This window comes from Streptomyces sp. NPDC059900 (assembly GCF_050270335.1).
GTDB lineage: Bacteria > Actinomycetota > Actinomycetes > Streptomycetales > Streptomycetaceae > Streptomyces.
In genome coordinates this window covers 1-11,214 of the sequence record NZ_JBNNJZ010000260.1, presented here as the reverse complement: position 1 = coordinate 11,214, position 11,214 = coordinate 1, and the positions used below count along the sequence as shown (strand labels likewise).

Genomic DNA, 11,214 nt, shown 5'->3' with positions numbered 1-11,214 from the left:
CGAGCCGCTTGTTCTTGAGGGACTCCGGGACGTCGCCCTTCACGATGCGCTGGGCGAGCCCTTCGACGACGGCGGTCTTGCTGACGGACCTCTCACTCGCGGACTGCCGCGCATACCGGCCCGAACTGCCCGACTTCGACGCCTTCTGGGCCCGCACCCTGAGCGAGGTCCCCGCGGCAGGCGAAAGCCCGCTCGCGCCGCCGCTCCCGTGCTGCTCTCGATCGCGATGATGGACGGGATCTGTCCGCCCTCCACCTGCTGCACCGCCTACCACCACTGCGCGGGCCCCAAAGACGTGCGGGTCTGCGCCTTCAACGGGCACGAGGGCGGCGCGGCATTCCATCAGCGAGAGCAGCTCGCCCGGGTGCGTTCCCTGCTCGCGGGGCGGGCCGGCCGCGCCTGACCTGCGGCACACCGATCCCCCTGATGCACGAGTCCTCCGAGAAGAGAGAGATCCCCCATGCAGCGAAGAGTCCCGTTCGCCCTGCTTTCTGCCGCGGCCCTCGTCATCACCGCGACCGGCACCGCCCACGGCGCCCCCGCCGCCACGGGCGATCTGATGACACAGGACCTGACCGCCAACGGAGTGGGCTCGCCCTACTACCGCATCCCCGCCCTGACCACCTCGACCGAGGGCACGCTGCTCGCGGCCTACGACGCCAGGCCCACCCTCGGCGACCTGCCGGGCAACCTCGGCGTCGTGCTGCGCCGGAGCACCGACGGCGGTGCTACGTGGAAGGCGCAGCAGGTGGTGCGCAAGGACGCCGCGCCCAAGGGGCACGGCGATCCGAGCCTGCTGGTCGACCGCACCACCGGCCGGATCTTCGTCTTCTACGCCTCCTCGGTGAACCAGGGCTTCGCGGGCTCGGGCACCGGCAACGACGAGAGCGACCCGGACATCCTCCAGGCCGACTACAGCTACTCGGACGACGACGGCCTCACCTGGACCCACCGCCGTATCACCAAGCAGATCAAGGACCCCGCCTGGGCGGGCATGTTCGCGGCGTCGGGCGAGGGCATCCAGCTGCGGCACGGCCCGCACAAGGGCCGGCTGATCCAGCAGTACGCCATCCGCATCAACGGCGCCAACTACGCGGCCAGCGCCTACAGCGACGACCACGGAGCCACCTGGAAGATGGGCAATCCGGTCGGCCCCGGCGGCGACGAGAACAAGACCGTCGAGCTGTCCGACGGCACGGTCATGCTCAACAACCGTTCCAAGCCCTACCGGACGATCGCGTACTCCTCCGACGGCGGGGTCAACTACACCCCGTTCAAACAGGACACCGAACTCACCGACCCCGCGAACAACGCCTCGATCATGCGATACAACCCCGGGGCCCCTGCCTCGGACCAGCAGTCCTCGTGGCTGCTCTTCAGCAACACCGAGGACGCCACGACGCGGCGCAACCTCACGGTGAAGATGTCCTGCGACAACGGCGAGACCTGGCCGATCAGGAAGGTCGTCGACCCCGGCAGCGCGGCCTACTCGACGCTCACGAAGCTGCCGGACGGGCGCATCGGACTGCTCTACGAGCGCGGCGACTACGCCCACATCACCTACGCGTCCTTCGACCTGGACTGGCTCGCCGGCACCTGCGCCGACATCACGATCGCGCCGCCCACGGCCCTGAAGGCGGGCGCGAGCGCGGAAGCCGAGGTCCGGGTGGTCAACCGGATGGACAAGCGCCGCGCCCGCGGCACCGTCGACCTCACCGTGCCCGGCGGGTGGACGACCCGTCAGGTTGCCGTGCCCGCACTCGATCCGGGCGAGGGCGCCACCGTCAGGGTCCCGGTCACCGTGGCGCCGGACGCCTCGGGCAGCGTCGAGCTCACCGCCACCTATCGGACCGGCGGCAAGCGGGCCTCGGGCAGCGCGACGGTGGCGATCACTTCGTAGCCGGTTCCAGGCGGGTACGGATGCCGTCGAAGTGGGTCCGCATGGCACGCACCGCGCGTTCGCCGTCGCCCGCCGCGACCGCGTCGACGATCTCGCGGTGCTGCGCGCAGGTGACGGACGGATCCTGGTGGCCGTCGTCGAGGTCTTCGCGTACGCGGTCCATGGCGGCCCAGAACGCGTCGAGGACCTCGCTCAGCAGGTGGCTGTCGAGCGAGGCGTAGAGCGCGAGATGAAAGGCGCGGTCGGTGGAGCGCGCCACCGTGCCCTCGCGCGCCTCGGCCTCCATCTCGCCGACCAGGGCGCGCAGTACGGCGAGGTCGTCGGCCGGTATCCCGGCACAGACCGCGCCGACCAGGCCCGCCTCCAGGGCCTCGCGCACCTTCATCAGCTCGAAGAGGCCCGGCTCGCCGAGCCGGTGGCGGACGGCGGCCCGGAAGGCCAGGCCTTCGGCGAAGGGCGAAAGGGACAGCGAGCCCACGAAGGTGCCCGAGCCCCGGCGGATCTCGACGACGTTGACGGCCTGGAGCGCCTTGAGCGCCTCGCGCACCGACACCCGGCCGACCCCGAACAGCTCGGTCAGCTCGGTTTCCGTGGGCAGCGGGTCACCGGGGGCCAGCCTGCGTTCCAGGATCAACTCCTTCAGCTGGCGCTCGGTGTCCTGGGCCGTGGTCGGGCGAGCCACAACATCCTCCTGAGGTGCGATTGCCCCTTGACCGGTGGCGGGAGCATCTGTTTAAGGTGAGGCAAGACGTAGGACATCTTACGTCCCATGTTCCGGTCCGCGCCATCGCGGCCATCGCGGCCATCGCGGCCTTCGCGACGGGCGGCGGACCGATGTCTTCACCTGAGCTGGAGTCCTCACCATGTCTCTGTCCGCACCGCTGCGCGGCGTCGTCCCGCCGGTCTGCACCCCCCTCGACACCCGCGGAGAGGTCGACACCACCTCCCTCGCCCGGCTCGTCGACCACCTCGTCGACGGGGGAGTGCACGGCCTGTTCGCCCTCGGATCCACCAGCGAGGTCGCCTACCTCACCGACGAGCAGCGGTCCACGGTCCTGGAAACCGTGGTCAACGCCGCCGACTGCCGCGTCCCGGTCCTCGCCGGCGTGATCGACACGACGACCGCACGCGTCGTCGAACACGCCAGAGCCGCCGCAGCCCTCGGCGCGGACGGCCTCGTCGCGACCGCGCCCTTCTACACCCGCACCCACGAGAAGGAGATCGCCGGGCACTTCCGCCGCCTGCGCGCGAGCGTGGACCTGCCGCTGTTCGCGTACGACATTCCGGTGGCCGTCCACAGCAAGCTCTCGACCGGACTGGTGCGCGCCCTGGCCGAGGACGGCACGCTGGCCGGGCTGAAGGACAGCAGCGGCGACGAGGGCGGACTGCGCCGACTGATCGTCGAACTGGGCGGCCGCGAGGGCCGCGCGCAGGGCCCCGCCCCGCTGTTCAGCGTGCTCACCGGGTCCGAACTGACCGTGGACGCCGTCCTGCTCGCCGGTGTCGACGGCGTCGTGCCGGGCATCGGCAACGTCGACCCGGCCGGATACGTACGCCTGTACGAGGCCGCGCGGGCCGGGGACTGGGCGCTCGCCGCCAAGGAGCAGGAGCAGCTCGTCGAGCTGTTCGGCATGGTCGACGTGGGGCCGGAGGCGGACATGGGCCGCAGCTCCTCCGCGCTCGGCTCGTTCAAGGCCGCCCTCCAGCTGCTCGGCATCATCGAGTGCGGGGACACCGCCTTCCCGCAGATCCAGCTGTCCGCCGAGTCGGTCGCCCTGGTCGCACAGCGGCTGCGCGCCGCCGGTCTGCCGCCGGTCCGATGAACTCCGGCTCTTCCGCAGGGGCCGCGCTCATAGGCCTCGACCTCGGCGGCACGAAGATCGCTGCCGCGCTGGTCGGTGCCGAGGGCACGGTGCTTGCCCGGCACACCCGGCCGACCCCGGCCGGCAGCGGCGCCGAGGCCGTGCTCGACGCGCTGGCCGCGGCCGCCGCCGAGGTCGACCCGGGCCGCCGCGCCTCGGCGCTCGGCATCGCGGCCGCCGGGGTCATCGACCCGCGTACCGGACGGGTCACCAGCGCCACCGACTCCATCGGCGGCTGGGCGGGCACGGCCCTGGCCGCCGGGCTCGCGGACCGCACCGGACTGCCGGTGGCCTGCGACAACGACGTACGGGCCACCGCGGGTCCGGAGCTCGCGGCGCTGGATCCAGAACACGGATCGCTGCTGTTCGCCGCGATCGGCACCGGCGTCGGAGGCGCCGTCGCCGTCGACGGGCGCATGCTGCACGGCGCCGCGGGCATCGCGGGCCACCTCGGCCATGTGCCGAGCCCGCAGGCGGCCGGTCTTCCCTGCACCTGCGGCGCCACCGGACACCTCGAAGTCATCGCGTCCGGGCCCGCGATCACCGCCCACTACCGGCGGCTCACCCACGCCACCGCGGACCGCCTGGAGACCGTCGCCGCGCGGGCCGCGCAGGGCGACGCGGACGCCGTCCACGCGATCACCACCGGCGCCGTCGCCGCCGGACAGGCGCTCGGCGGACTCGCCAACACGCTGGGCCCCGATCGGGTCGTCGTCACCGGCGGCGTCCCCCGCATCGGCGCCCTGTACACGGACGCCCTGGCCGCGGCCTTCGCCGCGGAACTGATGCCGCCCCTGCGCGGCCTGACTCCCCGGGGCCCGCTGCTCGGCGCCGACGCGGCGGTCCTCGGCGCCGCAGCCCTCACCGCAAGCCTGCCCCTCCACCACCCCGGAGCGCTCCGATGACCACGCAGCAGAAGAAATGGACCGCGCCCGAACTGGCCGCCGCGCTCCGGGGCAGCCTGATCGTCTCCTGCCAGGCACCGCCCGGCGACCCGATGCGGGAGACCGGCACCCTCGTACGGCTCGCGCGGTCGGGGGCCGCCGGGGGCGGTGCCGCCATCCGCGCCAATGAACCCGAGGTCGTCGCCGCGATAGCCGCCGCCGTCGACCTGCCGGTCATCGGCCTGTGGAAGGACGGCGACACGGGCGTCTACATCACCCCGACCGTCCGGCACGCCCTGGCGATCGCGGAGGCCGGAGCGGCCGTCGTCGCCGCCGACGCCACCGGCCGGCCGCGCCCCGACGGCTCGGCCTTCGCCGATCTCGTCACCGCGGTCCACGCGGCAGGCGCGCTCGTCATGGCCGATGTCTCCACGCTCGACGAAGGCATCACCGCCGCCGCCCGGGGCGCCGACTTCGTCTCCACCACCCTGTCCGGCTATGTCCCCGGAACGCCCCGGCAGAGCGGCCCCGACCTCGATCTGGTCGCCGCCCTCGCCGCCGCGATCGACGTCCCGGTCGTCGCCGAAGGCCGCATCAACACCCCCGCGGAGGCCGCCGCCGCCCTGGAGCGCGGCGCGCACTGCGTCGTCGTCGGCACCGCCATCACCGCGCCCACCGCCCTGACCGCCCGCTTCGCCGCGGGCCTCGCCAAGCACTGACCTGTCCCTCTAGGCGACCGGCCGCTCAAGGACGAGCGCCGCCCCGCATCATGGAGTCACCGTGCAGACCTCATCACCCGCCAAGCCCCGCTGGTACCGCGAGATCAGCGGCAGCCAGTGGAAGTCGTTCTTCGCCGCCTGGATCGGATACGTCCTCGACGGCTTCGACTTCGTCCTGATCACGCTGGTCCTCACCGAGATCAGCGACGAGTTCGGCCTGAGCACCGTGCAGGCGGCCAGCCTCATCTCCGGCGCGTTCATCACGCGCTGGCTCGGCGGCGCGATCCTGGGCGCCCTCGGCGACCGCTACGGCCGCAAGGCCTCCATGGTGCTGAGCATCCTGCTCTACTCCCTGGGCACGTTCGCCTGCGGCTTCGCCTGGAACTACCACAGCCTCTTCGCCGCGCGCCTCGCCATCGGCATGGGCATGGCCGGGGAGTACAGCGCAAGCGCCACGTACGTCATGGAGAGCTGGCCCGCGAAGCTGCGCAGCCGGGCCAGCGGCTTCCTCATCTCCGGCTTCTCGGTCGGCTCGGTGCTCGCCGCGCAGGTCTACAACTGGGTGGTGCCCTCACTCGGCTGGCGGTGGATGTTCTACCTCGGCCTGATACCGATCGCCGTCGCGCTGTGGATGCGGCGCGCCCTTCCGGAAGCGGCCGAGTGGAGCGAGACGGTCGCCGAGAAGGGCGCCAAGCCCAACCCGTTCCGCCCGCTCTTCGCGACCCGTGCCAAGGCCACCGCCAACACGGCCCTGACCGTGGTCGCCACGCTCTCCCTCTTCCTGGTCTTCACGCCCGGCGGCGCGGGCATGGTGCCCGTCCTTTCCGTGGTCGCCGGCCTCTCCCTTGCCGCCTTCGCCGTCCAGCTCGGCGGCAAGCGCGGCTGGGCGCTGTACCTGTCGATGATCGTCACGCTGTTCTTCGCGTTCCTCTACTCCTGGCCCATCCAGGCGCTGCTGCCCACGTACCTCAAGACCGACCTGGGCTACAGCACCGACCAGGTCACCGACGTCCTCTACTTCGCGGGCTTCGGCACCATGGTGGGCTGCTGGGCCGCGGGTTTCCTCGGCGACCGGATCGGCGCGAAGAAGGCGTACGCGCTGACGCTCCTGGCCTCGCTCGCCTTCGTCTACCCCGTGTTCGCCGTGGACGACAACCTGCTGCTCCTCGGTGTCCTGCTGTTCCTGCTCCAGGCGACCAGCTTCGGCATCTCCGGTCTGCTCCCGCGCTACATCGGCGGCCACTTCCCCACGGAGAGCCGGGGCGCGGCGCTCGGCTTCACCTACAACGTGGGCGCGCTGGGCGGCGCCGTCGCCCCGGTCCTCGGGGCGCATCTCGCCTCCGGCATGGACCTGGGCCAGGCCCTGGCCGTACTGACGTTCGCGGGCACGGTGATCGTGGTGCTGCTCGTGGGCTTCGACGTACCGGCCCGGCTGAACCGGCTCACGGACCCGGACGGCGAGCGGGACCACCTGGCGGACGAGGCGGCCCAGCTGGCCAAGCCGGCGCAGCAAGCGGACGACCAGGCCTCGGAGCTGGGCGACACCGCCCGCACCTGACACCGGGCGCGAACACGGCCCGCACCCGGGACGGGCGCCCCGGCGCCCGCATCCCGGCCAGTTCCCGGCGGCGCGAGCACGCGATGCGTGGTGTTCTGGTTCCTATGAGCAGTCCCGAGGAGCAGACACACCTGAGCGGGACCGGCCGCGGCGCTCCCGCGGCGGAGCCCCACTCCAGCCGTCGCTGGTGGGCCCTTGCCGTGATCGCGCTCGCCCAGCTCATGGTGGTCCTGGACGCGACCATCGTGAACATCGCGCTGCCGTCCGCGCAGCGCGAGCTGGGCCTGACCAACGGCAACCGCCAGTGGGTCATCACCGCCTACACGCTGGCCTTCGGCGGTCTGCTGCTGCTCGGCGGCCGCATCGCCGACCTCATCGGCCGCAAGCGCACCTTCATCATCGGGCTCGTCGGCTTCGCCGCGGCCTCGGCGCTCGGCGGTGCCGCCACCGGACCGGCCATGCTCTTCGCGTCCCGCGCCCTCCAGGGCGTCTTCGCCGCGGTGCTCGCCCCGTCCGCGCTCTCCCTGCTGACGACCACCTTCACCGACGGCAAGGAGCGCGCCAAGGCGTTCGGGATCTACGGCGCCATCGCAGGCGCGGGCGGTGCCCTCGGTCTGCTGCTCGGCGGCATCCTGACGGAGTACCTGGACTGGCGCTGGTGCCTGTACGTCAACGTGCCCATCGCCGTGCTCGCCGTCTTCGGCGCCGTCTCCCTGCTCGAGGACCGGGTGGGACACAAGGAAGCCCGCCTGGACGTCCCCGGCGTGGTCCTGGGATGCGGAGGGCTCATCGCCGTCGTGTACGGCCTGAGCGAGGCCGAATCCCGTGGCTGGACCTCCGCGATGGTCCTCGGCCTGCTGATCGGCGGCGTCGTGCTCCTGGCGGTGTTCGCGTGGTGGCAGACGCGGACGACGCGCCCGCTGTTGCCGCTGCACATCGTGAAGGATCGCAACCGCGGCGGCTCGATGCTTACCATGGGGCTCGCCACGATCGGCATGTTCGGCGTGTTCCTCTTCATGACGTACTACTTGCAGAGCATTCTCGGCTATTCGCCGGTGAAGACGGGATTCGCCTTCTTCCCGATGTCGCTTGCCATCATCATCGGTTCGACGCAGATCTCGGCCCGGCTGCTGCATCACGTCCCGCCCCGGCTCCTGATGGGCCCGGGGCTGCTGCTCGCGGCGGCGGGTCTGTTCACGCTGACGTTCCTCGGCACGCAATCCAGCTACGCCGGGCACATCCTGCCCGGCCTGCTGATGCTGGGTCTCGGCCTCGGTCTCACCTTCATGCCGGTCATGGCGACGGCCACCGCCGGGGTGGCGCCCCGGGACGCGGGCGTCACGTCGGCGACGGTCAACACCGCCCAGCAGGTGGGCGGTTCCATCGGAACGGCGCTCCTGAACACCATCGCGACGACCAGCACCGCCACGTACCTCACGTCGCACCTCGCGGGGCCGGCCCGCACCGGCCGGCTCACGCCCGAGCGCAAGGCACAGATCGTCGACTCCGGAGTGGTGCACGGTTTCACCGTGGCCATCGGGTGGGCGGCCCTGATCATGCTCGCGGCATCGGTGGTCGCCTTCCTGCTGGTCAAGGCCCCCGCGCCGCGCCACCGCCAGGACGGTGCCGGGACGCCTGAGGTGACCTCGGTCTGAAGGGCCCGCAGCGACCTCGGGGTCTGCCGCCGATTTTCCGGTTCGGCGGGCTCCCTGCGGGCACCCGGTGACGCGAACCATGCGTCCGGCCGCCCCGGGAGGCGGGTGATCCGGCACGCCATTACGTTGAACGTGATCCGTCACGCGTCCGCTGGTGCCGCGCGCCTTCGTCGGGCCGGCCGTCCCCCTCGTAAGGAGCAGCCATGGGCGACCCCGCGGTGAACCCGGCCGCAGCCGCCGAACCCCCCTCCGAAGCCGAGCTCCAGGACCTCGAACGGTACTGGCGGGCGGCCAACTACCTCTCGGTGGGCCAGATCTACCTGATGGACAACGCCCTGCTGCGGCGGCCCCTCGAGGTCGAGGACATCAAGCCGCGGCTGCTCGGCCACTTCGGCACCTCGCCCGGGCTCAACCTGGTGCACGCCCACCTCAACCGGGTCATCAGGGCGCGGAACCTGGACACCGTCTGCATCTGGGGGCCCGGCCACGGCGGACCCGCGGTCCTTGCCAACTCCTGGCTGGACGGCACGTACACCGAGACCTATCCCGACGTCACCCGTGACGGCGAGGGCATGGCCCGGCTATTCCGCCAGTTCTCGTTCCCCGGCGGAGTGCCCAGCCATGTCGCCCCCGAGACACCCGGCTCCATCCACGAGGGCGGCGAGCTCGGCTACTCCCTCTCGCACGCGTACGGCGCCGCCTTCGACAACCCGGACCTCCTTTCGGTGTGCGTCATCGGCGACGGGGAGTCCGAGACCGGGCCGCTGGCCGCCTCCTGGCACTCCAACACCTTCCTGGACCCGGTGCACGACGGCGCGGTCCTGCCCGTCCTGCATCTGAACGGCTACAAGATCGCCAATCCGACGATCCCGGCCCGGCTGCCCGAGAGCCAGCTGGACGAGCTGATGCGCGGATACGGATACGAGCCCGTGCACGTCACCGGCGACGACGCCATGACGGTGCACCGGGACTTCGCCCTCGCCCTCGACCGCTGTCTCGACGCCATCGCCGATATCCAGCGCACGGCCAGGGCAGGCGGGGCCGCCGGGGACACAGAGCGCGGCAAGGACGCCCCCGCGCCGCGCTGGCCCATGATCGTGCTCCGCACCCCGAAGGGCTGGACCGGCCCCAAGACGGTGGACGGCAAACCGGTGGAGGGCACATGGCGGTCCCACCAGGTGCCCCTCGCCAACGTCCGCGAGAGTGCCGAGCACCGCCGCCAGCTGGAGGACTGGCTGCGCTCCTACCGGCCCGAGGAACTCTTCGACGAGCAGGGGCGCCCGGTCCCGGGGCTCCTCGACGTCGCCCCGCAGGGCACCCTGCGCCTGGGCGCCAACCCGCACGCCAACGGCGGGCTGCTCCTGCGCTCGCTGCCGCTGCGGCCGCTCGAGGAGTTCGCGGTCGACGTGGACAAGCCCGGCGACAGCGTCAACGAGCCGACCCGGGTCCTCGGCGGCTACCTGCGACAGGTGATGGCCGACACCGCCGAGCGGCGCGACTTCCGGCTGGTGGGCCCGGACGAGACCGCCTCCAACCGGCTCGACGCGGTCTACGACGCCACCGGGAAGGCCTGGCAGGAGGACATCCACGACGTGGACGAACACCTCTCCCGGCACGGCCGTGTGATGGAGATCCTCTCCGAGCACACCTGCCAGGGGTGGCTGGAGGGCTATCTCCTGACGGGGCGCCACGGGCTCTTCTCCTGCTACGAGGCGTTCGTGCACATCGTCGACTCCATGGTCAACCAGCACATCAAATGGCTGCGCACCACCCGCGAACTGCCCTGGCGTGCGCCGATCGCCTCGCTGAACTACCTGCTGACCTCCCATGTGTGGCGGCAGGACCACAACGGCTTCTCCCACCAGGACCCCGGCTTCATCGGACACGTCCTCAACAAGAGCCCCGAGGCGGTACGGGTCTACCTGCCGCCGGACACCAACACGCTGCTCTCCACCGCCGAGCACTGCCTCGCGTCGCGCGACTACGTCAATGTGATCGTGGCCGGCAAGCAACCCGGTTTCGACTGGCTGAGCCTGGACGAGGCACGCGAGCACTGCGCGCGGGGCGCCGGGGTGTGGACGTGGGCGGGCAACGAGACCCGCGACCGGGAACCGGACGTCGTACTGGCCTGCGCGGGGGACGTGCCCACCCTGGAAGTGCTCGCCGCCGCACTCCTGTTGCGCACCTACCTGCCCGAACTCGCGGTGCGCGTGGTCAACGTCGTGGACATCGCGCGCCTCATGCCGGAGGGGGAGCACCCGCACGGCATGCCCGACGCCGAGTTCGACGCGCTGTTCACCCGCGACAAGCCGGTCATCTTCGGCTTCCACGGCTACCCGTGGCTGGTGCACCGCCTCGCCTACCGGCGCGCGGTCCACCCGCACATGCATGTCCGCGGATACAAGGAGCGCGGCACGACCACCACACCTTTCGACATGGTGGTCGCCAACGACCTGGACCGCTTCCGCCTGGTCATGGACGTCGTCGACCGGGTGCCGGGCCTGGGTGTCCGCGCGGTCGAGGTGCGCCAGGCGATGGAGGACAAGCGGCTGCGCCACCACGCATATGTGCGCACCCACGGGGTCGACCTGCCGGAGGTACGGGACTGGTCCTGGCAGGACTGAACCGCATCCGGT

At 71.7% G+C, this 11,214-nt stretch carries 8 protein-coding genes and 1 pseudogene; 8 read left to right on the top strand and 1 reads right to left on the bottom strand.

All coding sequences use genetic code 11. The features are described from left to right. Nucleotides 1–193: 193 nt before the first annotated feature. Nucleotides 194–403: pseudogene (locus tag ACQKIP_RS27765) on the top strand (acetylxylan esterase); the annotation flags it as partial. A 57-nt stretch (nt 404–460) separates the two neighbouring features. Next, entirely contained in the window at nt 461–1,900 is a 1,440-nt protein-coding gene (locus ACQKIP_RS27760) for an exo-alpha-sialidase (RefSeq protein WP_365864647.1), read from the top strand. Here the strand turns inward: ACQKIP_RS27760 and ACQKIP_RS27755 are convergent. Further along, complete coding sequence (locus ACQKIP_RS27755) at nt 1,890–2,582, bottom strand: FadR/GntR family transcriptional regulator (RefSeq protein WP_365864645.1); 693 nt, start codon at nt 2,580–2,582, stop codon at nt 1,890–1,892. The two genes, ACQKIP_RS27760 and ACQKIP_RS27755, sit on opposite strands and share 11 nt — an antisense overlap. A gap of 181 nt (nt 2,583–2,763) precedes the next feature. Here ACQKIP_RS27755 and ACQKIP_RS27750 point away from each other — a divergent pair, with 181 nt between their 5' ends. The 6 genes from ACQKIP_RS27750 (at nt 2,764) to ACQKIP_RS27725 (ending at nt 11,202) form a co-directional block, all read left to right on the top strand. Continuing rightward, the gene (locus tag ACQKIP_RS27750) at nt 2,764–3,723 is read left to right on the top strand and encodes a dihydrodipicolinate synthase family protein (RefSeq protein WP_365864643.1); all 960 of its coding nucleotides are present in this window, start codon (nt 2,764–2,766) and stop codon (nt 3,721–3,723) included. Further along, complete coding sequence (locus ACQKIP_RS27745; protein WP_365864641.1) at nt 3,720–4,667, top strand: ROK family protein; 948 nt, start codon at nt 3,720–3,722, stop codon at nt 4,665–4,667. The genes ACQKIP_RS27750 and ACQKIP_RS27745 overlap by 4 nt, the downstream gene beginning before the upstream one ends. After that, nucleotides 4,664–5,365, top strand: a complete 702-nt coding sequence (locus ACQKIP_RS27740) for an N-acetylmannosamine-6-phosphate 2-epimerase (protein WP_365864639.1) — start codon at nt 4,664–4,666, stop codon at nt 5,363–5,365. Before ACQKIP_RS27745 ends, ACQKIP_RS27740 begins: the two co-directional genes overlap by 4 nt. Nucleotides 5,366–5,426: 61 nt before the next feature. Then, nucleotides 5,427–6,923: a sialate:H+ symport family MFS transporter gene (locus tag ACQKIP_RS27735; RefSeq protein ID WP_365864637.1), complete on the top strand. Its 1,497-nt coding sequence runs from the start codon at nt 5,427–5,429 to the stop codon at nt 6,921–6,923. 104 nt (nt 6,924–7,027) lie between these two features. Further along, entirely contained in the window at nt 7,028–8,578 is a 1,551-nt protein-coding gene (locus ACQKIP_RS27730; RefSeq protein ID WP_365864635.1) for an MFS transporter, read from the top strand. 203 nt (nt 8,579–8,781) lie between these two features. Continuing rightward, on the top strand, nt 8,782–11,202 hold the full coding sequence (locus tag ACQKIP_RS27725) for a phosphoketolase family protein (protein ID WP_365864633.1): 2,421 nt from the start codon (nt 8,782–8,784) through the stop codon (nt 11,200–11,202). Nucleotides 11,203–11,214 lie beyond the last annotated feature (12 nt).

Excerpts from the sequence above, each read along its gene's own strand:
- ACQKIP_RS27760 (WP_365864647.1), top strand. The coding sequence starts at position 461 with ATGCAGCGAAGAGTCCCGTTCGCCCTGCTTTCTGCCGCGGCCCTCGTC.
- ACQKIP_RS27750 (WP_365864643.1), top strand. The coding sequence starts at position 2,764 with ATGTCTCTGTCCGCACCGCTGCGCGGCGTCGTCCCGCCGGTCTGCACC.
- ACQKIP_RS27745 (WP_365864641.1), top strand. The coding sequence starts at position 3,720 with ATGAACTCCGGCTCTTCCGCAGGGGCCGCGCTCATAGGCCTCGACCTC.
- ACQKIP_RS27740 (WP_365864639.1), top strand. The coding sequence starts at position 4,664 with ATGACCACGCAGCAGAAGAAATGGACCGCGCCCGAACTGGCCGCCGCG.
- ACQKIP_RS27730 (WP_365864635.1), top strand. The coding sequence starts at position 7,028 with ATGAGCAGTCCCGAGGAGCAGACACACCTGAGCGGGACCGGCCGCGGC.
- ACQKIP_RS27725 (WP_365864633.1), top strand. The coding sequence starts at position 8,782 with ATGGGCGACCCCGCGGTGAACCCGGCCGCAGCCGCCGAACCCCCCTCC.